The organism is Kribbella sp. NPDC051586 (assembly GCF_044453965.1).
Classification (GTDB): Bacteria; Actinomycetota; Actinomycetes; order Propionibacteriales; family Kribbellaceae; genus Kribbella.
Window position 1 is genome coordinate 251022 of record NZ_JBITDF010000003.1, and the last position, 22444, is coordinate 273465.

At 69.4% G+C, this 22444-nt stretch carries 17 protein-coding genes; 9 read left to right on the forward strand and 8 right to left on the reverse strand.

Annotated elements, in window-relative coordinates:
* The first annotated feature begins 31 nt into the window (after window positions 1-31).
* On the forward strand, window positions 32-1426 hold the full coding sequence (locus ACIA58_RS20120; protein WP_396405235.1) for a ricin-type beta-trefoil lectin domain protein: 1395 nt from the start codon (window positions 32-34) through the stop codon (window positions 1424-1426).
* On the opposite strand, the gene ACIA58_RS20125 is transcribed toward ACIA58_RS20120, so the two are convergent.
* The gene (locus ACIA58_RS20125; protein ID WP_396405236.1) at window positions 1325-2254 is read right to left on the reverse strand and encodes a DMT family transporter; all 930 of its coding nucleotides are present in this window, start codon (window positions 2252-2254) and stop codon (window positions 1325-1327) included. The genes ACIA58_RS20120 and ACIA58_RS20125 overlap by 102 nt on opposite strands.
* Before the next feature lie 81 nt (window positions 2255-2335).
* On the opposite strand from ACIA58_RS20125, the gene ACIA58_RS20130 reads away from it, so the two are divergent.
* Both ACIA58_RS20130 and ACIA58_RS20135 read left to right on the forward strand, forming a co-directional pair.
* A complete protein-coding gene (locus tag ACIA58_RS20130; RefSeq protein WP_396405237.1) occupies window positions 2336-3232 on the forward strand; it encodes a LysR family transcriptional regulator in 897 nt (298 codons plus the stop codon).
* A 56-nt stretch (window positions 3233-3288) separates the two neighbouring features.
* Window positions 3289-3870 carry a superoxide dismutase family protein gene (locus ACIA58_RS20135; RefSeq protein WP_396405238.1) on the forward strand — a complete coding sequence of 194 codons (582 nt, stop codon included), beginning with the start codon at window positions 3289-3291 and terminating at the stop codon, window positions 3868-3870.
* Window positions 3871-3880: 10 nt separating this feature from the next.
* Here the strand turns inward: ACIA58_RS20135 and ACIA58_RS20140 are convergent, their stop codons facing one another.
* The 4 genes from ACIA58_RS20140 to ACIA58_RS20155 all read right to left on the reverse strand — a co-directional run bounded on the left by ACIA58_RS20140 (window position 3881) and on the right by ACIA58_RS20155 (window position 7232).
* Complete coding sequence (locus ACIA58_RS20140) at window positions 3881-4645, reverse strand: SDR family oxidoreductase (RefSeq protein ID WP_396405239.1); 765 nt, start codon at window positions 4643-4645, stop codon at window positions 3881-3883.
* Between the two features lie 217 nt (window positions 4646-4862).
* Complete coding sequence (locus ACIA58_RS20145) at window positions 4863-5051, reverse strand: DUF1918 domain-containing protein (RefSeq protein WP_396405240.1); 189 nt, start codon at window positions 5049-5051, stop codon at window positions 4863-4865.
* Window positions 5052-5119: 68 nt separating this feature from the next.
* A complete protein-coding gene (locus ACIA58_RS20150; protein ID WP_396406489.1) occupies window positions 5120-6415 on the reverse strand; it encodes an ATP-binding protein in 1296 nt (431 codons plus the stop codon).
* A 139-nt stretch (window positions 6416-6554) separates the two neighbouring features.
* Window positions 6555-7232: a response regulator transcription factor gene (locus ACIA58_RS20155; RefSeq protein ID WP_396405241.1), complete on the reverse strand. Its 678-nt coding sequence runs from the start codon at window positions 7230-7232 to the stop codon at window positions 6555-6557.
* Window positions 7233-7353: 121 nt separating this feature from the next.
* Here ACIA58_RS20155 and yicI point away from each other — a divergent pair, with 121 nt between their 5' ends.
* The gene (gene yicI / locus ACIA58_RS20160; RefSeq protein WP_396405242.1) at window positions 7354-9603 is read left to right on the forward strand and encodes an alpha-xylosidase; all 2250 of its coding nucleotides are present in this window, start codon (window positions 7354-7356) and stop codon (window positions 9601-9603) included.
* Here yicI and ACIA58_RS20165 read toward each other — a convergent pair.
* A complete protein-coding gene (locus ACIA58_RS20165; protein ID WP_396405243.1) occupies window positions 9552-12323 on the reverse strand; it encodes a glycoside hydrolase family 3 C-terminal domain-containing protein in 2772 nt (923 codons plus the stop codon). The genes yicI and ACIA58_RS20165 overlap by 52 nt on opposite strands.
* A 159-nt stretch (window positions 12324-12482) precedes the next feature.
* A complete protein-coding gene (locus tag ACIA58_RS20170) occupies window positions 12483-13727 on the reverse strand; it encodes an ROK family protein (protein WP_396405244.1) in 1245 nt (414 codons plus the stop codon).
* Between the two features lie 49 nt (window positions 13728-13776).
* Here ACIA58_RS20170 and ACIA58_RS20175 point away from each other — a divergent pair, with 49 nt between their 5' ends.
* The 5 genes from ACIA58_RS20175 to ACIA58_RS20195 are packed head-to-tail and all read left to right on the forward strand — an operon-like array spanning window position 13777 to window position 21358.
* Entirely contained in the window at window positions 13777-15444 is a 1668-nt protein-coding gene (locus ACIA58_RS20175) for an ABC transporter substrate-binding protein (RefSeq protein WP_396405245.1), read from the forward strand.
* A gap of 58 nt (window positions 15445-15502) precedes the next feature.
* Window positions 15503-16411 (forward strand): ABC transporter permease, encoded by a 909-nt coding sequence (locus tag ACIA58_RS20180; protein WP_396405246.1) that lies wholly within the window; start codon window positions 15503-15505, stop codon window positions 16409-16411.
* Window positions 16408-17313, forward strand: coding sequence for a carbohydrate ABC transporter permease (locus ACIA58_RS20185; protein ID WP_396405247.1), 906 nt, complete (start codon window positions 16408-16410; stop codon window positions 17311-17313). The genes ACIA58_RS20180 and ACIA58_RS20185 overlap by 4 nt, the downstream gene beginning before the upstream one ends.
* On the forward strand, window positions 17310-19466 hold the full coding sequence (locus ACIA58_RS20190) for a carbohydrate-binding protein (protein WP_396405248.1): 2157 nt from the start codon (window positions 17310-17312) through the stop codon (window positions 19464-19466). Before ACIA58_RS20185 ends, ACIA58_RS20190 begins: the two co-directional genes overlap by 4 nt.
* Window positions 19463-21358, forward strand: a complete 1896-nt coding sequence (locus ACIA58_RS20195) for a beta-galactosidase (protein ID WP_396405249.1) — start codon at window positions 19463-19465, stop codon at window positions 21356-21358. Before ACIA58_RS20190 ends, ACIA58_RS20195 begins: the two co-directional genes overlap by 4 nt.
* Here ACIA58_RS20195 and ACIA58_RS20200 read toward each other — a convergent pair.
* Window positions 21334-22353 carry a LacI family DNA-binding transcriptional regulator gene (locus ACIA58_RS20200; RefSeq protein WP_396405250.1) on the reverse strand — a complete coding sequence of 340 codons (1020 nt, stop codon included), beginning with the start codon at window positions 22351-22353 and terminating at the stop codon, window positions 21334-21336. The two genes, ACIA58_RS20195 and ACIA58_RS20200, sit on opposite strands and share 25 nt — an antisense overlap.
* Window positions 22354-22444 lie beyond the last annotated feature (91 nt).

The following is a 22444-nucleotide window of genomic DNA, read 5'->3' on the forward strand; positions in this document are numbered from 1 at the left end:
CTGGAGCGCATGTTCACGTAAACATCACCGGGTGAGGTCAACCGCTCGCAGTCTCGCCACCGTCCTGTTCTCCCTCCTCGCGCTGGTCTCGGTGCTGGTCTCCGGGATCGCGATACCGGCCTCGGCCGGCCCGCCGCGGACCAACGACTTCCGCGGCGTGAACTGGGCCGATCCCCGCGACAACTACGCCCACGACGAGGTTGTCCCGTCCGGTCTGAGTACGGCGGACGACTACCGCACGACGTACGGCAAGGCGACCGGGATCGTCGGTGAGTTCCGCAAGGAGCTGAAGGCGAACACGATCCGGCTGCCGATCAACCCGTCGAGCGTGGGCACCGCCTGGTGGAACTCCTATCGCGCGGCGATCGACGCCTCGGTCGCGGGCGGGTTCAAGGTCATCCTCAGCTACTGGGAGGCCGACAACGCCAAGGATGGCAGGGTCGACGACCCCGCGAAGTACGCCGCGATGTGGGACACCGTCGTGAAGGCGTACGGACGGAACCCGCACGTGTACTTCGAGCCGACGAACGAACCGTTCGGGTACTCGCTGACCGAGTGGGTGTCGCTGACCTCGGCGTGGATCGCCCGGCACCACGACGTACCGCGTGGGCGGATCGTGATCTCTGGCACCGGCTACAACGACAACGTGACCGGGGTCGGCGCGGCGCCGGAGTTGAAGGGCACGCTGCTGTCGCTGCACTTCTACGGGTTCTGGGCGTCCGACACCACGGAGGCCGCCTGGCTGGCGAACCTCCGGCCGCGGATCGGTTCGTACGGCTGGCGCACGATCATCGACGAGGCCGGCTCGCCGATGACGATCGGTCTGAACTACGGCAACCACGAGGGGAACGTGTACACGGCGTACCTCGGTGCGCTGACGCAGGTCGCGCGCGAACAGCGGATGGGGATCGTCTACTGGCCCGGCCTGCGGACCGGCGACTCGTACTCGATGACCACGCAGGTCGGACCGAGGGATCTCCAGGTCAACAGCGAGAGTGGCCGCGACCAGCTGTGGTGGGGCTGGGGTCTGCTGAAGAAGGAGCCGACGAACACTCTGCCGCCCGCTCCGCCGGGTGAGCCGCTGCGCGGTGTCGCGAGCGGCCGATGCGTCGACGTACCGGGCTTCTCGACCAGCCCGGGTACGGCGCTCGACCTCTGGGACTGCAACAACGGCGGTAACCAGTCGTGGAACCAGACCGCCACCGGCCAACTCACGGTCTACGCGGACAAGTGCCTGACCGCCGGCGCCGCCGCGGCCACCATCGAGACCTGCACCGGCGGCGCCGACCAGACCTGGCAACTGAACGCCGACCAGACGGTCACCTCAGCCACCGGCTGCCTGACCGCCGATGGGACCGGCAACGGCGCCGCCGTCATCGTTGCTCCGTGCAACGGATCGGACGACCAGAAGTGGACCCGCTCCTAGCCTTGCCCTGCGCTCGATCGACTGCCCCCAGCTGGTGCCGGCCAGGAGGAGTACGGCGCCCAGGGCGGCGGTGGTCGTCAGGTGCTCGGAGCCGAGGGTGATGCCGATGGCAACGGCCCAGATGGGTTCGGTTCCGAGCAGGAGGCTGGCTCGGCTGGCGGAGGTGCGCTGGACGGCCCAGGTTTGTACCAGGAACGCGAAAACGCTGCAGAACAAGGCCAGATAAGCCATCTGGATCCAGCCCGCGGCGGGGATCGCGGGCAGGTGATGCACGGCGGGCACGACGAAGAGCGCTGTGCCGACCAGCGTCTGGATCGTCGTCAGCTGCAACGGCCTGAGGTCGGTTGCCAGCCTGCCGACCAATGCGACGTGGCCGGCCCGGACGACCGCGGCCGCGAGCATGAGCAGGTCGCCGACGCCGGGGGCGTGGAGCCCGTGGCTCGACATGAGCAGGCCGACCGCTGCGACGCAGACCGCGGCCGCGAGATAGAACCGCGGCGGGAGCCGGCGACGATCGAGCAGCGGGGTCAGCACGAGCGTCAGGCTGATGATCAGTCCGGCGTTGGCGGCACTGGTGTGCGTGACGCCGTACGTCTCGAGGATCAGTACGGCGGCCTGCGTCAGGCCGAGGACCCCGCCGATCCGGAGCTCCTCGCGGCTGATGCGCCGTACGACGAGCAGCAACGCGACCGCGGAGATCGCGTACCGGACGAAGAGCACGGTCAGCACGGGCGTGGCCGCGGTCGCTGTCTTGGCGGCGAGGTAGCTCGAACCCCAGACGATGGCGACCAGCAGCAGAAGGAGATCGGTACGGCGGGAGGCGGGCACGGGTCCAACGGTGACCGGTGATGAAGATGAAGCCAAGTACCAGCTTCTTAATCGACCTTGTAGGACGCCTACAGTATTGAGATGGACGAACGACAGCTGCGGGTGCTTCGGGAGGTCGGCGAGCTGGGAAGCGTGACGGCGGCCGCCGACGCGCTGCTCATCACCCCGTCGGCCATCTCGCAGCAGCTTCGGCTTCTGCAACGATCGATCCCGGTCCCGTTGACCGAGCGCGAAGGCCGGAGAGTGGTGCTCACCCCAGCCGGGCGTGCGTTGGCAGCGGCGGCAGCCGACGTGGAGTCCGCGCTGGCGCGGGCCCGGCAGGTGGTGGACGAGTTCGCCGAGCAGCCGGATGCGGTCGTGTCGGTCTCCGCGTTCCACAGCGCGGCCGCCGCATTCTTCCCGTCGCTGTTCCGGGCAGGGGACGGGCCGAGGGTCAGCCTGCACGACGAGGATGTGGCGCAGGATGAGTTCCCGCCGTTGACCCGGGAGTACGACGTGGTGCTGGCGCACCGGATGGATCACGCTGCCGCCTGGCCGCGGACGGTTGCGGTCACACCGCTGCTGCACGAGCCGCTGGATGTCGCCGTACCGGTTGGTCATCGGTTGGCGTCGAAGCCGTCGCTGTCCCCGCGGGAGGTGGCGGGCGAGCCGTGGATCACCGTGCACGACGGGTTCCCGTTGATGGCGACGATCGAGGCGATCGGGGCGGCGGCGAACCGTCGGCTCGAGCTGGTCCACCGCGTCAACGAGTTCACCGTGGTCGCCGAGTTGGTTGCCGCGGGCGCCGGCTTGGCGCTGATCCCGCGCTGGACGGCCCGTTCGCATCCAGGGATCGTGCTCGTGCCGATGCGGGCCGTGCACGCGCGGCGCCACATCGACGCCCTGCACCGGCCGGAGCGGACCGCTCGGCGGGCCGTGCGTACGACACTCGCCAACCTGAAGGAGGCGGCTGCGGCGATCCGGACCGCGAGCGCTTGATAGCCTCACGACAAGTTCGCTCCCCGCCCGGGGCAGTCGTTCCGGGAGAGGGAGACATGACGGGAAGAGTGCGCGGCGTCCTCGCCGTGGTCGGGGTGCTGGGAGTGGTCGGGGTGATCGCCGGCCCGGTGGCAGCGGCGCAGAACCGGCCACCCGGCGTACCCCGGGGCGAGATCGCCATCCCGGTCGCGCCGGACTCGAACGTTGCATCAAGCAACGGACCGTTGCGGCCGCTGCAGCCGCACGGACCGTTCGGCACCGCTCGCGCAGTCGTCGTAATGGTGTCGCACGGTGCGCGTACCAGCGTCCGGCTCAAGGTGACGGGCATCGAGCATGCAGCCGGCCGCACCTTCGGCGCGCACCTGCACACCGGCCCGTGCGTGGCAGGCGACGGCGCTGCCGCCGGACCGCACTACAACACCGACGCGATCGAGGGCCGCAAACCGGCGCGGGCCGACCGCGAGCGCGAGGTCTGGCTCGACTTCACAGTCAGCCCGAGCGGCGCCGGTACGGCGTCGACCGTCGTACCCTTCGCGCCGAAGCCAGGCAACCGCTCCATCGTCATCCACCAAGAGGCGACCGACTCCCACGGCACCGCGGGCGCCCGCCTGGCCTGCATCCCACTGACGTGGGACTAAGGGCCTGGAACTAGGCGGACCCGCCGTTGCTCTTCAGCAGCTGGCCATTGATCCATTGGCCTTGAGGGGAGCAGAGGAACTCGACCAGGTGGGCGGTGTCTTGTGGCGTGCCCAGGCGGCCGAGCGGGGTTTGCCGGAGGCAGGCGTCGCGGACCTCGTCGGTCATCCAGCCGGTGTCGATCGGGCCGGGGTTGACCACGTTCGCGGTGATGCCCAGGTCGGACAGCTCCTGCGCCGCCGCGAGGGTGATGCGGTCGAGCGCGCCCTTGCTGGCGCCGTACGGGAGGTTGTGGACGGTGTGGTCGCTGGTCAGCGCGACGATCCGGCCGGTGCCGTAGTCCCCGGTGAAGCGCTGGGCGTACTCGCGGATCAGCAGCCAGGTGGCGCGCGCGTTGACGGCGAAGTGCCGGTCGAAGCTCTCGACGGTTGTGTCGAGGATGCTGGAGTCGACCGACTCGCAGTGGCACATCACCAGCGCGGCGACCTTGCCGAGCTGCTCCTCGGCGGCTGCGAAGATCCGCTCCGGCGCGGCCGGGTCGACGAGGTCCGCCTCGATCGGCGCCACGGTCGCGCCGAGGTCGCTCAGCTCTTTGACGATCTCGTCGGTGGCCCCCGACTGCACGCCCCAGTGCATCCGGTCGTCGTACGCCGTCCAGTAGCTGAACGCGATGTCCCAGCCTGAGGTCGCGAGCCGACGGGCGATACCGGCGCCGATGCCGACGGTACGGCCGACGCCGGTGACGAGGGCGATCGGCCGGGCAGCTGACTGGGTCATGCCGGCGATCCTGCTGGAAGCCGACCCGCCCGGCAACCGAATTCCTGGCTCGGATGGGCTCTTCCAGGAAGAGAGGCGGCGCAGCCTCGCCGAGTCGTGGCGAATGGTTCCGATCCCGAACGCCGAGTCGTGGATCAAGGCAGATTCTCAGAACCCCTCTCCACGACTCGGCGAACCTGGGGCCCGCCGACTGCCACGACTCGGCCACGGGGGGGCTTTATGGTCTGGGGACTATGTGCGCGTCGGGGCCGGGGAAGAACAGCGACTCGCTGTCGGTGTCGCTCCAGTGCACGAGGTACGGCGGTGCGCCGTCCGGATCGTGTACCTCGACGATCTTCCCCTCGCGCCGGTGTGCCATCAGATGGCTGGTCTCCACCACGACCTGGTCGCCTGCTGCCGCTTTCACCACACCCACCTCCTTCACCCCAGCTTCGTACCGTCGGGCGCGCGGCACCACCCCTCGTCGACCGTCGGTCAGCTTGGGAGCGTGATAGTGGCCGTCGTTCCGCCGGTGCTCGACGAGGTCAACGTGATCGTGCCGTTGTGGGCGCGGGTGATCTCGCGGGCGATGGACAGGCCCAGCCCGGAGCCGCCGCTCGCGCGTGACCGGCTGGTGTCGAGTCGGACGAAGCGTTCGAAGACCCGCTGCCGCTCGTCCTCGGGGATGCCGTCGCCGTCGTCCTCGACCGTGATGACGGCCGACCCGTTCTCCTCGGCGGTGGTCAGGCGGACGCTGGTGTGCGCGGCGCGGGCTGCGTTGTCGACGAGGTTCCGCAGTACCTGGCTCAGGCGGGCCGGATCGCCGACCACGCGCACCGGGTGGATGTCACCGGTCACCTTCAGCTCGGGCACCGAGCTCCGCAGCCGCTGGATCTCGGCCGCGACCAGGTCGTCCAGGTCCACGTCGGTCTGCCGCATCCTGAGCCCGGTGTCGTCCGCCTTGGCGAGCAGGAGCAGGTCCTCGACGAGCTGCCGCATCCGGTCGGTCTCGGTCGCCATCACCGCGCGCAGTTCGTGCCACGCCTGCCCACTGGTGTCCGCCTCGACAACCTCCAGCGCCGCGGTCAGCGTGGCCAACGGCGACCGCAGCTCGTGACTCGCATCGGCCACGAAGGCCCGCTGCGTCGCCTGGCCGGTCTCGAGCCGGTCGAGCATCTCGTTCATCGTCACCGCGAGCCGCGCGATCTCGTCCCGCGTGTGCGGCACCGGGACCCGCTCGGTCAGGTCCCGCGTCCCGATGCCCTGTACGCGGGCCCGGATCCGCTCCACCGGCCGCAGCGCCTGCCCGACCATCAGCCACCCGGCCACGCCGACCACGATCAGCAACGCCGGGAACCCGATCACCAGGTACTTCGCGACCGTGGTGACCGTCTGCCGCTGTGTCTCCACCGACGACGCGACCACCACGGTGTACGTCTGGCCTTCGTGCGACGCTCCCTGCGCGACGATCAGGTAGTTGTGGTCGTCGTCGATCAGCGGCATCTCGCCGACCTCGGCGCGCAGCAAGGCCCCGGGCGGCGGCCGGAGGTCGGACAACGGAGTGCTGTCGACCCGCGTCGACGAGGCGGCGATGACCCGGCCGGCCGAGTCCAGGACCTGGACCAACTGGGTGGCACGGGTGGTCTCGGCCAGATCGCGCGCGAGGCCCGCCGTACCCTCCGCGCTGACCTGGCCGGCCACGTCCTCGACCCGTCCCTCGGCCGCGTCGGACACCTCGGTGATCAGGGCCCGCTGCAGAAGGAGGAGCAGGGCGGCGGCGCCGAGCATCATCGCGACGGCGACCACGATCACGGCCGCAGCCGTGGAACGGCCTCGCACGCTGGCCTGCCGCAACCCGCCCGCGGTCCGGTACCACCCGTCGACCCGTCGTCGCACGACCGTGCTCACCCAGCAATCTTCGCAGGTACGCCTATCCGCCCTCGGGGTTGAGCCGGTATCCCATGCCTCGGATGGTCTCGATCGCGTGCCGGGCGAACGGGGTGTCGATCTTCTTCCGCAGGTAGCGCACGTAGACCTCGACCACGTTCGGGTCGCCGTCGAACGCCGGGTCCCAGACCGATGCGAGGATCTCGGTCTTGCTGACGGTGTCGCCGCGGTGCCGCATCAGGAACTCGAGCAGCCCGTACTCGCGCGGCGTGAGCGTGATCTCCCGCCCGTCGCGCTCGACCCGCCGCCGGGCCACGTCCAGCGACAGGTCGCCGGCCATCAGCACCACCGGCCGCTCCGGTCCGCCGCGACGGATCAGGGCCCGCAACCGGGCGATCAGGACCAGGAAGCTGAACGGCTTGGTCAGGTAGTCGTCCGCACCCAGATCGAACGCGTCGGTCTGGTCGTACTCGCCGTCCTTGGCGGTCAGCATCAGCACCGGCGTCCAGATCCCGCGCGCCCGCAGCATCTCCAGCACGCGGTACCCGTTGAGCTTCGGCAGCATGATGTCCAGCACGATCACGTCGTAGCTGTGCTCGGTCGCCGCCCAGACCGCGTTCTCGCCGTCGTGGACCATCTCGACGACGAACCCGGCGTCGGTCAGTCCACGATGGACCGTGTCGGCCAGGCGCAGTTCGTCCTCGACCATCAGCACTCGCATCCACCCAGTGTCACCGCAGACCGCTGAGAATCCGCTGAGAGCCACAAACTTGACGCGATCAAGGCGGCCCACCTAGCGTTGTCGAAGCGCTTCGACAACGCTTTGGGAGAGGCTGGCCACGATGAAGTTCAGCGACGGGTACTGGCAGCTCCGGGCGGGACTGACGCGGCTGCGGCCGGCCGGGGTCGAGAGTGTGCAGGCGGGCGAGCGGGAGCTGACCGTGTTCGCGCCGGCCAAGCGGATCGAACGGCGCAGTGACACGCTCAACCAGCCGATGTTCACGGTGACGTTCTCCTCGCCGGCGCGCGGGGTGATCGGCGTGCGGATCGGGCACCACCTCGGTGGACTGCCCGCGCGGCCGTCGTACCAGCTGAACGTCGACGACGATCACCCGGTGAAGGTGGAGGCCGGCGCCGCCGAGGCGCGGCTGACGTCGGGCGAGCTGAGCGTGGTGATCGCGCTCGAGGGGCCGTGGGACGTGCGCTTCGAGCAGGACGGGAAGCCGCTGACGAACTCCGGTGCCCGCAGCGTCGGCCTGATCACCGATGCCGACGGCCAGCAGTACGTGCACGAGCAGCTGGCGCTCGGCGTCGGCGAGACGATCTACGGCCTCGGTGAACGCTTCGGTGCGTTCGTGAAGAACGGTCAGGTCGTCGACAGCTGGAACGCCGACGGCGGCACGTCGAGCGAGCAGGCGTACAAGAACGTCCCGTTCTACCTGAGCAGCCGCGGGTACGGCGTACTGGTCGACAGCCCGGCCCGGGTGTCGTTCGAGATCGGTTCGGAGGTCACGTCGCGCAACCAGTTCAGCGTCGAGGGCCAGGAGCTCGGGTACTACGTCTTCGCCGGCCCGACCCCGAAGGACGTGCTGCGCCGCTACACCGCTCTGACCGGGCGGCCCGCGCGCGTGCCCGCGTGGTCGATGGGGCTGTGGCTGTCGACGTCGTTCACCACGGACTACACCGAGGAGACCACCAGCGGATTCGTGACCGGGATGGCCGAGCGCGATCTTCCCTTGAGCGTCTTCCACTTCGACTGCTTCTGGATGCGGCAGTTCCACTGGTGCGACTTCCTCTGGGACCCGGTCGCGTTCCCGGATCCGGCCGGCATGGTCCGCCGCCTGAAGGATCGCGGGCTGCGTGTCAGCCTGTGGATCAACCCGTACATCGCCCAGCGCTCGGTCCTGTTCGAGGAAGGCCGCCGGCTCGGCTATCTGCTCAAGCGGCCGGACGGCTCGGTCTGGCAGTGGGACCTGTGGCAGGCGGGTATGGCGATCGTGGACTTCACCAACCCGGACGCGACCGCGTGGTACCGCGCGAAGCTGCAGGCCCTGATCGATCTGGGCGTCGACTGCTTCAAGACCGACTTCGGCGAGCGCATCCCGACCGACGTCGCCTGGTACGACGGTTCCGACCCGGCGCGGATGCACAACTACTACGCGCAGCTCTACAACGCGGCCGTCTTCGGTCTGCTGGAGGAGAACCGGGGTGAGGGCGACGCGGTCCTGTTCGCCCGGTCCGCGACCGCCGGCGGCCAGCGGTTCCCGGTGCACTGGGGCGGCGACTGCGAGTCGACGTTCGAGGCGATGGCGGAGTCGTTGCGCGGTGGGTTGTCGTTGGCCGCGTCGGGGTTCGGCTATTGGAGCCATGACATCGGCGGTTTCGAGGGGCGCCCGGACCCGGCGATCTTCAAGCGGTGGGTGGCTTTCGGGCTGCTCTCATCGCATTCTCGGCTGCACGGCTCGTCGTCGTACCGGGTGCCGTGGGCGTTCGACGACGAAGCGGTCGACGTACTGCGGAAGTTCACGAAGCTGAAGCTGTCGTTGATGCCGTACCTGATGACCGCTGCGGCCGAGGCGCATCAGGACGGGGTACCGATGATGCGGCCGATGGTCCTGGAGTTCCCCGGCGATCCCGCGGCCACCTCCGTGGATCGGCAGTACATGCTCGGTCCCGATCTGCTGGTCGCGCCGGTGATGAGCTTCGACGGCGAGGTCTCGTTCTACCTGCCGCGCGGCCGCTGGACCTCGTTGCTGACCGGCGAGGTGCTGTCAGGTCCGGGATGGGTTCAGCAGACGCATGGCTTCGACAGCTTGCCCCTGCTGGTGCGTGAAGGCGCGGTGATCCCGATCGGGGCGGTCGACGATCGCCCGGACTACGACTGGGCGGACGGAGTCGAGCTGCGCTGGTTCGCGCCGGCCGAGGGCCGGACGGCCGTCGTCGAACTGCCCGACGCGCACGGGGGAGTGGCAGCCGTGATCGAAATGGCCCTCCGCGACGGCGTCGTTGAGTCCCGGGTGATCGAAGGTGCGTGCGAGCGCTACACCGTCAAGCTCTCGAGCCCGACGTCCGCCGCGGAGAAGACCGCGTAGAGCGTGTGTACGCCGGTCACCGGCGTCAGTTCACCGGTGATCGTCGTGAGCTGACCCGGCGGGACCTGCACGGTGGTCAGGACCTCACCTTGTCGCGGGTCGTCCAGGCGGAGCTCGATCGTCGCCGGCTCGATCCCGTGGTTGGCGGCGGTGAGGCTGACGGCCGTTTCGGAGTTCAGCTGGACGTCGTGGAACGCCAACCAGGCTTGGGGTTCCAGCGAGACGGTCGCCTCGTGGGACAGTGTGATCGCGGAGTACTCGTCGAAGTTGGTCGCCGCCAGTTCGAGTGATTGCGGCGGGATGCGTTCGCCGTGGACGTCCAGGGTTGTGGTCAGGCGGAGGTCGGTGCTGGATCGGCCGACCATGATGCTGTGGCGGGCGGACTCGACGCAGTGGCGGTCGCGCGTGACGTCCCAGAATCCGAGGTCGGCCGCGGCCAGGGTCAGCTCGAGCTCCACGGTCTCTCCGGGCTCCAAGGACACTCGCCGGAAGCCACGGAGCTGCCGCAGCGGTTGCTTGACCCGGGAACGTTGCTGGCGGGTGTAGAGCTGGGCGATCTCGGTGCCCGGCCGGTCGCCGGTGTTGGTGACGGTGAACGCGACTCGGACCTCACCGTCCTTCGCGATCGACGGTGTGCTCAGACGCAGATCGCCGTACGCGAAGCTGGTGTAGCTCAGGCCGTGGCCGAAGGGGTACAGCGGCGTGCCCCGGTAGTACAGGTACGTCGCGTCCGTGGTGATGATGTCGTAGTCGAGCAGATCGGGCAGGTCCGCGGCGGAGTCGTACCAGGTCTGGGTCAGCCGTCCGGCCGGGTCGTGGTCGCCGAACAGTACGTCGGCCAGCGCGCGCCCGTACTCCTGCCCGCCGTGCGCGGACCACAGGATCGCCGGCAGGTGCTGCTGCGCCCAGCCGATCCCGAACGGGTAGCTGCTGCTCAGCACCAGGACCGTGCGCGCGTTCGCCGCGTGGACCTGGCGGATCAGCCGGTCCTGGGCTGCCGGCAGGTCGAGGCTGTCGCGATCCTCGGTCTCGCGGCCGTTCACCAGCGGGTGGTTGCCAGCAACAACGATCGCCACGTCGGCCCGGGCGGCGACGCCGGCCGCCTGGGCCGCGCCGTCGACGACGACCTCGAGCTCGAACGCGGTCGCCTGGTCGGCAATGCTGACCGCGCCGTCCGGCCCGACGTGAAGGTACCGGTCGCTGTGCAGATGCTGGATCAGCACGGTGCCGGCCAGGTGCACGAACCTGAAGGTCTGCTTGACCTCCCAGCCGTTCGGACCGGGCTGATCCGCGACGAGCTCACCGTCGTCGCTCACGCTCAGGTGCTGCCCGTTCTGCACAGCTCGCAATGCGAACGCGTCACCGCCCCAGTCGAACAGGTCGAACGCGCCCGGCTCGCGGTCGGCTCGCAGTACGGCGGCCGGACCGACGGCCAGGTACGACGAGCAGTCGGCGATCCGGAGCGTGATCCGGTCGACGCCCTCGCAGTACTCGACGCGGTCCTGCCCGAGTCGCTCGATAACGCCGTCCAGGGCGGTGATCTGGTACGGCAGCGTCCCGGCGTACCAGTCCGCCCTGACGGCGCCGGCCAGCGGTCCGATGACGGCGATCCGCTCGGTGGAGGCGTCGATGGGCAGGACCTGGCACTCGTGCTTGAGCAGGACGATCGCCTGGCGAGCCGCGTCCTGGGCGAGGTCGCGGTGTGCGGGACAGTTGACCAGATCGGGCTCGAGACCGCGGTACGGATCGAGTTCGGGCGGGTCGAACTCGCCGAGCCGGAGCCGGATCGCGAGCACCCGGCGTACCGCGGTGTCGATGTCCGTCCACGTGATCAGGCCGCGGTCGAGCGCCTCGTCGAGCCGGTCGATCGTCGGGGCGGAGTTCGTGTCGTCCTGGGTGAAGCTGTCGACGCCGGCCTTGAGCGCGGCGGCGTACGCGGTCGGGCCGTCGGGCAGGTACTGCTGCAGGCCGAAGAGGTTGCCGGGCGCGTACGCATCGCTGACCACCAGCACGTCGTCGTCGGTCCAGGTGCGGAGTACGTCGTTGATCAGCGGGCTGAGGTGGGCGGGCCGTCCGTTCACCAGGTTGTACGACGGCATCACCGCCACCGCTGCGCCGGAGGTGATCGGGGCGCGGAACGCGGGCAGCTCGTACTCGTGCAAGACCCGCGGCGGCAGGTTGCTCGAGGTCGTGCAGCGGTCGGTTTCGTTGTTGTAGGCAAGGAAATGCTTGAGGGTCGGAGCGGTCTTCAGGTACGCCGGGTCGTCGCCGGCCAGACCGTGTCCGTACGCCGTGGCGACGACTCCGGTCAGCCAGGAGTCCTCGGCGTACCCCTCCTCGTTGCGGCCCCAGCGCGGATCGCGGAGCGGGTTGACCACGGGCGCCCAGACGTTCAGGCCGACGCCGGCCGGGTCCTTCCGGTGGAAGACGCGGACCTCGTCGCCGACCGCGGCGCCGACGGCCCGGACGAGGTCCGGGTTCCAGGTGGTGGCGAGGCCGATCGCCTGCGGGAAGACCGTCGCCGGACCGAGCCAGGCGACGCCGTGCAGCGCCTCGGTGCCGGTGCGGAAGGTGTCCAGGCCGAGCCGGGGGACGGGCGGCTGGTACTGGTGCAGGAGCGCGACCTTCTCGTCCGGGGTGAGCCGGGCGAGCAGATCGTCGATCCGCGCGCCGGTCGGCCGGACCGGGTCGCGGAACGGGGGAGGAGCTGGAGTACTCATCGGCGATCGACTCCACGGGCTGTGTGTCGAAGCGCTTCGAACGATCATCGGCGACGGTTGATCGAAGCGCTTCGACAGATCGGGCGTGAACAGAGGGTTGCATCCCGAGCGCCGACGGTCAAGACCTGGGGCGGGTCGCTCAGGGAGGCGCTTTCGGGGCTAGTAGGCAGGCAGTTGGCCTCGGGTGAGCGGGGCGAGCGCCTGGGCGGTGGCGCCCAGGGGAGTGGCGGTGTCGGGGAGGGTGGAGGCGAGGACCGTGCAGCCGCCGGCGTCGGGTGCGATGGTGGCTTCGCGAAGGGCCTTGTCGAGGGCGGGCGTGAGATGGTCGGCGAGCAGGGCGTAGGCCCCGCCGAGGAGGACGACCTCGGGGTTGAGGACGTTGACCAGCGCGGCGATGCCCTGGCCCAGGTACGCACCGGCTTCGGCGAGGACCTGTGTCACGGGGGTCTCCTGGGCATCGGCGCGCCGGATCAGCTCCTCCAGCTGGAGCTGAGGATCGCTGTCGGACACGTCCGTCCGCGCCAGGATCGACGGCAGGCTCGCCAGCGCCTCGAGGCAGCCCCTCCGGCCGCAACCACAGCGCGGCCCGTCAGGGACCAGGCGCAGGTGGCCGATCTCCCCGACGTACCCGAGGTGACCTTCCAGCGGCTTGCCGTCGGCGATGATGCCGGCGCCGACGCCGGTGTCGCCGGTGAGCCGGATCAGGTTGGCCGTCCCGGCCTGTGGGCCGTAGAGATGCTCGGCCAGCACGCCCAGCGACGCGTCGTTGTCGACCGTGAGTGGGATGTCCGGCCGCCCGAGCGCCGCCGCGAGCTCCGCCCGCATCGGCACGTCGCGCCACCCCAGGCCGGCCGCCAGTACGACGGCGCCGTCGCGGTTGACGAGCCCGGGCACACCCACCGTGATCCCGAGCACCCGCCGGCCCGACGACTGCACCGCGGTCACTGCCCGGCGGGCCAGCGTCGCCAGCGCCGCGATCGTCTTCGCCGGTCCGGCGTCGACCCCGGGTCCGGCGCGGTGCCAGCGCAGTACCTGCTCTCCGGCCGTGTCGGAGCCGAGCGCGGTCAGGCCGCGGGCGCTGACCTCGAGCCCGATCGTCGCGTACGCCGACCCGTCGAGCACCAGCAGGGTCGCCGGGCGGCCGACATGGTTCTGGGTCTGCTGGGTCTCGCGCACCAGCCGGCGATCGAGCAGGTCCCCGACGATGCTGGTCACGGTCGCCTTGTTGAGGCCGGTCCCGGTGGCGATCGCGGCCCGCGAGCAGGGTGCCTCGCGGCGCAGGTAGCCCAGCACCGCGGCCTGGTTGGTCGCGCGGATGTGGGTGTGGTCCGCGGTCTGTGTGGTCAAGGTCCGTCCCTCGATCGAGTCCTGGGTCAGTTCTACACCTTGTCGGCTGCTCGGCACTGAGCTAATTTGTTTGGCTACCAGCCCAACTAATTCTAGGGGATCCACAGTGACTGGACCAGTGCGTGGCGGAGCCAGCCGCCGGACGTTCATCTCCCTGCTCGGCGCGGGTGCGGCCGCTGCTGCCGGTGGGGTCTCGCTGACCGGCTGCTCCAACGGCAGCGCGGGATCCAGCACGACCGGCCGGGCCGAGACCGAGGACAAGTTGTCCGGCCTGCTGCCGAAGTACATCGCGTACGAGCCGGTGACGCCGGACCTGCCCGGCGAGAACGGCGCCTCGCCCGGCTTCTCGCACTATCCGAGCGAGCTGAAGCGGGCCGTGCCCGACAAGATGGTGCCGAGCGGCAAGGAAGTCTCGGCGATGACGCCGCTGTGGAGCCCGATGCCGCCCGGCCTCGGCAAGAACTCCTACTACGACGCGAACAACGAGCGGATCGGGGCGCCGGTCCGGTTCAACATCCTCAACGGCAACGACTACGGCGACAAGCTCGGCCCGATCCTTGCGGCCGGCAACGTGCCCGAGCTGCTCTGCATCCCGGGCTGGAACATCTCCGGGCTGACTCGGTTCGGTCAGGCCGTCGACAAGCTGTTCGAGGACCTCACGCCGTACCTGGCCGGCGACAAGGCGGCGGCGTACCCGATGCTGGCCAACCTGCCGACCCGGGCCTGGGCGTACGGCGTCTGGAACTCGCAGCTGAAGGCGGTGCCGTTCCCGTCGGACGGGTTCCCGTGGGCGCTGTTCTACCGCAAGGACATCTTCGAGCAGGTCGGCGCGCAGCCGCCGAAGAACGCCGACGAGGTACTCGCGCTGGGCAAGCAGCTGACCGACGCCAAGGCGGGCCGGTGGGCGTTCGGCTCGGTCGCCGACGAGATGGCCCGGATGTTCGGGGCGCCGGGCGGCTGGCGCAAGGACTCCAGCGGCAAGCTGGTGAACAAGATCGAGACCCCGGAGTTCGAGGCGTCGGTGGCGTTCGTCCGCAAGCTGTTCCAGTCGGGGTACGTGCATCCGGAGGTGGTCGCGAACGCCGGCGCGGACGAGAACGCGCTGTTCGAGGGCGGCAAGTTCGTGATCCGGCAGAACGGGCTGGGCGGCTGGCACGAGGCGTTGCAGCGGCAGCAGACGATCAACCCGAAGTTCGATCCGCAGCCGGTGATGCCGTTCGCTCACGACGGCGGTGCGCCGATCACGTGGGGCGGCGATCCGGCCGGCATCTTCACCTTCGTGAAGAAGGGGGTCGGCGAGCAGCGGGTGAAGGAGCTGCTCGGCGTCATGAACTACACGTCGGCGCCGTTCGGAACGGAGGAGTACGTGCTCTACAACTACGGGGTCGAGGGCAAGCACTACGTGAAGCAGGCCTCCGGCGCTCCGAAGCTCACCACACTCGGCCAGAAGGAGGTCTCGCAGACGTACATCTTCCTGGGTGGCCGGCCGACGGCGATCACCGAGAGCGAGTACCCCGGGTACGTGCAGTCGATGAGTGCCTGGCAGAACGCGGCGGCGAAGGTCCGCGAGAAGAACCTCTTCGACGGGATCCGGGTCGAGCAACCGGCCAAGATGGCGGCGCTGAACCAGCCTTTCGACGACGCGCTCCAAGACATCTTCCGCGGCCGCAAGCCGGTCAGCGAGCTGAAGACGGCGGTCAAACAATGGCAGACCAACGGCGGCAACGAAGGCCGTGACTTCTACGCCAAGGTCCTCAGTGACAACGGTCGTTAAGCCTCCGGAGCGGGCAGCCCGGCAGGCTGCTCCGGTGAGGTCTCAAAAGCCCACTGGCATGCGGTTCCGGCACCGGTTCCGCCGGGACTGGCCGTTGCTGGTGATGGTGCTGCCGGTGATCGTGCTGCTCGGCGTCTTCCACTATTTTCCGACGCTCGGCAACGTGATCGCTTTCCAGGACTACTCGCCGTACGCCGGGATCCGGGGGAGTGACTTCATCGGGTTCGCGAACTTCAGCCGGATGTTCTCCGAGCCGGCGTTCTGGCGGGCGGTGGCGAACACACTCTCGATCACCGCGGTCCAGTTGGTGTTCTTCTTCCCGATCCCGATCGGACTGGCCCTGCTGCTGAACAGCGTGCTGTCGGCCAAGCTGCGCAACGTCATCCAGGGTGTGGTGTACCTGCCGCACTTCTTCTCCTGGGTGCTCGTCGTGTCGTTGTTCCAGCAGATGATCGGCGGCGCCGGCCTGCTCGCGCAGATGCTGCGGGACCACGGACACTCGGCGATCGACCTGATGACGAAGCCGGACACATTCATCCTGCTGGTCACCGCGCAGTCGGTCTGGAAGGACGCCGGCTGGGGGATGATCGTGTTCCTGGCCGCCCTGTCCACCATCAACCCAGCTCTCTACGAGGCCGCTGCGGCCGACGGAGCGAACCGATGGCGCCGGCTCTGGCACATCACGCTGCCCGGCCTGCGCCCGGTGATCGTCCTGCTCCTGATCCTCCGCCTCGGCGACGCGCTGACGGTCGGCTTCGAGCAGTTCATCCTGCAACGCAGCGCCGTCGGCGGAGGCGCCGCCGAGGTGCTCGACACGTACGTGTACTACCAGGGCCTGCTCGTCGGCGACTTCGGGTACGGCGCCGCCGCCGGTCTCTTCAAAGGAGTGATCGGCCTCGTCCTGGTCCTGGTGGCCAACCGATTCGCCCACCTGGTGGGCGAGCAGGGGGTGTATTCGCGCTCATGACCGCAAGGGCTGTCTGGGAAGAGGAACCGACCGCGATCGGCAGGCTGAGCAAGCCGGTCGTGCTGATGCTGATCGCCCTGGCGGTCGCGTTCCCGCTGTACGTCGTCGTGGTGACAAGTCTGTCCAGCACGGAAGCGGTGACCCGCGCCGGCGGGTTGGTCGTCGTACCACGCGAGCTGACCGTGGCGGCGTACGTGCAACTGCTGTCCGGTGGAGTGGTCACGAGGGCGCTGCTGATCAGCGTGTTGATCACAGCCGTCGGTACGGCGTTCAGTCTCGGGATCACCGTGCTGGCGGCGTACGGCCTGTCGCGGCCGGGGTCGTTGTTCCATCGGCCGCTGCTGTTCGTCGTCCTGCTGACGTTCCTGTTCGGGCCGGGCATCATTCCGAGCTATCTGCTGGTGAACTCGCTCGGCCTGATCGACCACTACGCGTCGCTGATCCTGCCGACCGCGATCTCGGCGTTCAACCTGATCGTCATGCGCTCGTTCTTCATGGGCATCCCGGGCGAGCTGATCGACAGCGCGCGGATCGACGGTGCCGGCGAGTTCGCCATCCTCCGCCGGATCGTGATGCCGCTGTCGAAGGCCGTGGTCGCGGTCGTGGGCCTGTTCTACGCGGTCGGCTACTGGAACGCTTTCTTCAACGCGCTGCTCTACATCAACGACAACAACAAGTGGCCGCTGCAGATGGTGCTGCGGACGTACATCGTGCAGCAACAGCCGCTGCCGACCGGTGCCGGCGGCGTGGCGACCGGCACCGGCCTCGGCCTGCAGCCCGCCCCCGGTCTGGCCATCAAGATGGCGATCGTCGTGATCGCGATCGTCCCGGTCCTCCTCGTCTACCCGTTCATCCAGCGCCACTTCACCAAGGGCGTCATCATCGGCGCGGTGAAGGGATGAGCACGCGACGGCAGTTCCTTGCCCTCGGCACCGGTACGGCGATGCTCGCGGCAACCGCCGGCCACGCCCAGGCCGCGGCGTCGAACAGGTATCGCTGGCGGAACGTCGAGATCGTCGGCGGCGGCTTCGTCACCGGAATCACTCACCATCCGGGCCAGCGCGGGCTCGTCTACGCGCGCACCGACATCGGGGGTGCGGTCAGGTTCGACAACCGCACCCAGCGGTGGGTGCAACTGCTGCATTGGATCGGCTGGGACGAGTGGAACTGGACCGGCGTCGAGAGTCTCGCCGTCGACCCGGCCGACCCACGACGGCTGTACCTTGCCGTCGGCACCTATACCAACGAGTGGTCTCCGATCAACGGCGCGATCCTCCGCTCCGGTGACCAGGGCCGGACGTTCGTACGGACCGACCTGCCGTTCAAGCTCGGCGGCAACGAGCCCGGCCGTTCGATGGGTGAGCGGCTGGCCGTCGATCCGCACGACGGCCGGACCCTGTTCCTCGGGACCCGCAGCCAGGGGCTGTGGCGCAGCGGCGATCGCGGTGTCACCTGGGCGCGGGTCGACGGCTTCCCGGACACCGGCACGCCTGGTCTAGGGATCGGCTTCGTCTTCTTCGACCCACGCGACGGCACGGTTTACGCGGGCGTGACCGATGCCGCGGGCGGCTTGTACCGCAGCACCGACGCCGGTGCGACCTGGGCGCGGATCGCCGGCCAACCGACCGGACTGTTGCCACACCACGGTGAATTAGGGGCTGATGGCAACATCTACGTCAGCTACGGCGACCTGCCGGGACCGTACGAGATGTACGACGGTGCTGTGCACAAGCTGGACACCGCCACCGGCGAATGGACCGACATCACCCCGCTGCGCCCGAACACCGGCGGGGAGGCCGGGTTCGGGTACGCCGGCCTTGCCACGGATCCGCGTCGGCCCGGCACCGTGATGGTGGCGACGATGGGCCGATGGGGTCCGGTGGACGACATCTTCCGATCGGTGGACGGCGGCCGGACCTGGTCCTCGATCGGCGAGCGGATCGTGCTCGACACGTCGGGAGCGCCGTACCTGAACTTCCACGCGACGCCGAAGCTCGGCTGGATGATCGGCGACATCTCGATCGACCCGTTCGACTCCGGCAAGGTTCTCTACGTCACCGGTGCGACGATCTTCGGCACCGACGACGCGACCGAGGCCGAGGCGGGTCGCAGTACCCACTGGTCGGTCCGTGCGCAGGGCCTGGAGGAGACCGCCGTCCTCGACCTGATCAGTCCGCCCTGGGGACCGCCGTTGATCAGCGCGCTCGGCGATATCGGGGTGTACCGGCACGACCGGCTGGACCGGGTGCCGCCGGACGGACAGGCGTCGAATCCGGTCAGTGGAACCTCGCCGAGCCTGGACTACGCCGCCCGAGCACCGGGATTCGTGGTTCGGCTGGCGAACGCGAACGCGGGGGAGCGCGGCGCCTACTCGACCGATGCCGGAGTCAGTTGGCAGCCGTTCGCCGGCGAGCCGGCGCCGATGACGCAACCCGGCCGGATCGCGGTGGGCAGCGACGCACGGACGATCATCTGGGCGCCGGACGACCTGGTCGCGCACTACTCGCGCGATCGTGGTGCGACATGGACCGCGGTCACGGGTCTGCCGGTCAAGGCCGTGGTGGTCGGTGATCGGGTCGACGGCCGGGTGTTCTACGGGTTCGACCCGGCTACCGGTACGGCGTACGTGAGCACGAACGGCGGCGCCGCCTTCACCGCGACCGCGAGTGGTCTGCCGACCGGCGCCGGGAAGCTGGAGACCGTGCTCGATCGGGCGGGGCACTGCTGGCTGGCGGCCGGCGCCGGTGGGCTGTATCGGTCGATCGACAGCGGGCTAACGTACATTCACGTGACATCGATCGAGGAGGCCCACACCATCGGCTTCGGCAAGGCCGCGCCCCGCCACCGGGACATGGCCGCGTACACGTCGGGGAAGGTGGCCGGTGTCCGTGGGGTGTTCCGGTCGGACGACAGCGGCGCGTCGTGGGTGCGGGTGAACGACGACCGGCATCAGTACGCGTCCACCGGTGACGCGATCGCGGGCGATCCGCGGGTGTACGGGCGGGTGTACCTGTCCACCAATGGCTTCGGGATCCCGTACGGGGAGCCGGCATGACGAGACTCTGGTATGGCGGCGACTACAACCCGGAGCAGTGGGATCCGGCGGTGTGGAAGGAGGACGTCGACCTGATGCGTCAGGCCGGCGTGAACCTGGTGACCGTCGGCGTCTTCTCCTGGTCGACCCTGGAACCGTCGCCGGGGCAGTACAACTTCACCTGGCTGGACCAGGTGCTCGACCAGTTGTACGACGGTGGCGTCAGCGTCGACCTCGCTACGCCGACCGCGTCGCCGCCGCCGTGGTTCAGCCGGCTGCACCCCGAGGCGCTGCCGGTCACCGCGGACGGCGTGCGGCTCACGCATGGCAGCCGGGACACGTACTGCGCGTGCGCGCCGGCGTATCGCGGAGCAGCGCGGGGGATCGCTCGGGCGTTGGCGGAGCGGTACCACGATCATCCGGCGCTGGCGATGTGGCACGTGCACAACGAGTACGGGACGGTCTGCCACTGCTCGTTGGCTGCGGCGCGATTCCGCGAGTGGCTGCAGGAGCGGTACGGCACGCTCGACCGATTGAACGAGGCGTGGACGACCGCCTTCTGGAGTCAGGGCTACGCCGAGTGGACGGACATCGAGCCGCCGCGCAAGACGCAGTACCTGGTGAATCCGACGCAGTACCTGGACTTCCGGCGCTTCTGGTCGGACGAGCTGCTGGCCGCGTATCTGGAGCAGAAGACGGAGTTGCGGAAGGCATCGGCGTTGCCGGTGACGACGAACTTCGTGTTCGGCAACTGGGTACCGGTGAACCATGCGCGCTGGGCCGCCGAGGTCGATGTCGTTGCCATTGACCACTATCCGGACCAGGCCGGGATCGGGGCCGAGGAGCAGACCGCGTTCGGTGCGGACCTGGCGCGCGGGTGGGCCGGCGGGAAGCCGTGGCTGTTGATGGAGCAGGCGGCCGGCACGCTCAATACCGGGCACCGGCTGCACGCGAAGGAGCCGGGGCGGATGGCGCGACACAGCTTGTCCCACGTCGCCCGCGGCTCGCAGGGTGCGCTGTTCTTCCAATGGCGCGCTTCCCGGGGTGGCGCGGAGATGTTCCACTCGGCGATGGTGCCGCACGCGGGCCCGGACAGCCGGATGTTCCGGGAGATCGCCAAGCTCGGATCGGAACTGCCGCACCTGGCTGAGATTGCCGGGAGCAACGTTGAGGCCGACGTCGCGATCCTCTGGGACGTCGAGTGCTGGTGGGCGATGCAAGGCACCCACCTGCCGTCGTCGTCGCTGGACTACCTGGCGGCGGTCCGGTCGGCACACCGGCGGTTCTGGCACGCGGGCCTCACGGTCGACTTCGCGGCGCCGGCCGCGGACCTGTCGTCGTACCGGCTGGTGGTCGTGCCGTCGCTCTATCTGATCTCGGACGAGGCCGCGGCCGCGCTCGCCGCTTACGTGGACAGCGGCGGGCAGCTGGTCGTCGGGTACTTCAGCGGGATTGTCGATCCTGACCTGAGGATTCGGTATCCCGGTGCGTTCACCGAGCTGCTCGGGGTGCGCGTCGAGGAGTTCCATCCGCTGCCGGAGGACGGCGAGGTCGTCCTTTCCTCCGGCGGCCGCGGGCGCTTGTGGAGTGAGCACGTCCACGCGGTGTCGGCCGAGGTCGTCGATCGGTACGCCGGGGGAGTGCTGGACGGGGAGCCTGCAATCACGCGCCATCAGGTCGGCGCGGGTAGTGCGTGGTACGTGTCGACCGAGCTGGACGATGCAACCGCGGCCCACGTGTTCGATCTGTCGGCGTCGCCGGTGGAGGTCGTACGGCGACGCTCCGGCGACACCACCTGGACCTTCCTGTTCAACCACGGAGACGCAGAGTTCGCCGTACCGGATGCGGGCGAGTTGGTGGCCGGCGAGCTCCCGGTCCCGGCCGGCGGTTATGCGGTGGTGAGGTCGACGTGACGGCCGCTGCTGCCGCGGGCGGTCAGCGTCGGCGGGACCAGGGTCAGCCCGGGTACGTCGCCGCCCTCGAGCTTCGTGATCAGCGACTCGACCGCCTGGTCGCCGATCCGTTCCGCCGGGATGCTGACCGACGACAACTGGGGGACCTGCCGCTCGGCGACGTCGTCCGCGCAGATCGCGACCACCGACATGTCCTCCGGGACGCGGCGGCCCAGACGGCGCAGGACGTCGAGGAGCGGGCCGATGATCGGCTCGTTCTGGACGACGAGTCCGGTGATGTCGGGATGGTCGCTGAGGAGTTCCTCGACGGTGTGCAGGATCGCGTCGAAGGTGTGCTCACACGGCGTTTCCACCCCGAGCACCCCACGGCGTTCGGCCGCCTCGACGAATCCGGTGAGCGTCCGCTGGGCGAACCCGGTCTGGCGTTCGTAGACGGCGGACGGCGTACCGAGGAGTGCCAGCGAACGGTGGCCGAGGTCGGCCAGGTGGTCGACGCAATGCGCGCCGGCGGCAACGAAGTCCAGGTCGATGCAGGTCAGGCCGTCGGCGTCGTCGGGGTACCCGATCAGCACCGACGGCATCGGCAGCTCGCGCAGCACCGGGACCCGCTCGTCGTGCAGCTCGACGTCCATCACGACGAGCGCGTCCACCAGCGAACTCTGCGCGACCCGCTCCAGCCCGTCCGGTCCTTCGTCGGCGGTCAGCAGCAGTACGTCGTGATCGAACCGGCGGGCCGTGGTCACGACCGCGGTGGCGAACTGCATCATCACCGGGACGTGCATACCGGTCCGCAGCGGGATCACCAGCGCGAGCACGTTGGACCGCTGGCTGGCCAGCGCCCGGGCACTCGCGTTCGGCCGGTAGCCGAGCGCGTGGACGCTGCGCTGCACGCGCTCGCGGGTGTCGGTCGAGATCGTCCGCTTCCCGCTGAGCACGTAGGACACCGTGCTGGCCGCGACCCCGGCATGCCGGGCGACGTCCGCGATCGTGACCATCGCACTCCCTTTCGTCAACCTGCCCCAGTTCTACCCCAGTCGAAGCGCTTCGACACCCCTTTATACCCCTGCACTCGCCCATGGTTCTTCC

Bases quoted from the DNA above. Each gene is read 5' to 3' on its own strand.
- ACIA58_RS20200 (WP_396405250.1), bottom strand. From the start codon at position 22,353: ATGGTCACGATCGCGGACGTCGCCCGGCATGCCGGGGTCGCGGCCAGC.
- ACIA58_RS20140 (WP_396405239.1), bottom strand. From the start codon at position 4,645: ATGACCCAGTCAGCTGCCCGGCCGATCGCCCTCGTCACCGGCGTCGGC.
- ACIA58_RS20190 (WP_396405248.1), top strand. From the start codon at position 17,310: ATGAGCACGCGACGGCAGTTCCTTGCCCTCGGCACCGGTACGGCGATG.
- ACIA58_RS20165 (WP_396405243.1), bottom strand. From the start codon at position 12,323: ATGAGTACTCCAGCTCCTCCCCCGTTCCGCGACCCGGTCCGGCCGACC.
- ACIA58_RS20150 (WP_396406489.1), bottom strand. From the start codon at position 6,415: ATGATGCTCGGCGCCGCCGCCCTGCTCCTCCTTCTGCAGCGGGCCCTG.
- ACIA58_RS20155 (WP_396405241.1), bottom strand. From the start codon at position 7,232: ATGCGAGTGCTGATGGTCGAGGACGAACTGCGCCTGGCCGACACGGTC.
- ACIA58_RS20185 (WP_396405247.1), top strand. From the start codon at position 16,408: ATGACCGCAAGGGCTGTCTGGGAAGAGGAACCGACCGCGATCGGCAGG.
- ACIA58_RS20130 (WP_396405237.1), top strand. From the start codon at position 2,336: ATGGACGAACGACAGCTGCGGGTGCTTCGGGAGGTCGGCGAGCTGGGA.
- yicI (WP_396405242.1), top strand. From the start codon at position 7,354: ATGAAGTTCAGCGACGGGTACTGGCAGCTCCGGGCGGGACTGACGCGG.
- ACIA58_RS20180 (WP_396405246.1), top strand. From the start codon at position 15,503: ATGCGGTTCCGGCACCGGTTCCGCCGGGACTGGCCGTTGCTGGTGATG.
- ACIA58_RS20195 (WP_396405249.1), top strand. From the start codon at position 19,463: ATGACGAGACTCTGGTATGGCGGCGACTACAACCCGGAGCAGTGGGAT.
- ACIA58_RS20135 (WP_396405238.1), top strand. From the start codon at position 3,289: ATGACGGGAAGAGTGCGCGGCGTCCTCGCCGTGGTCGGGGTGCTGGGA.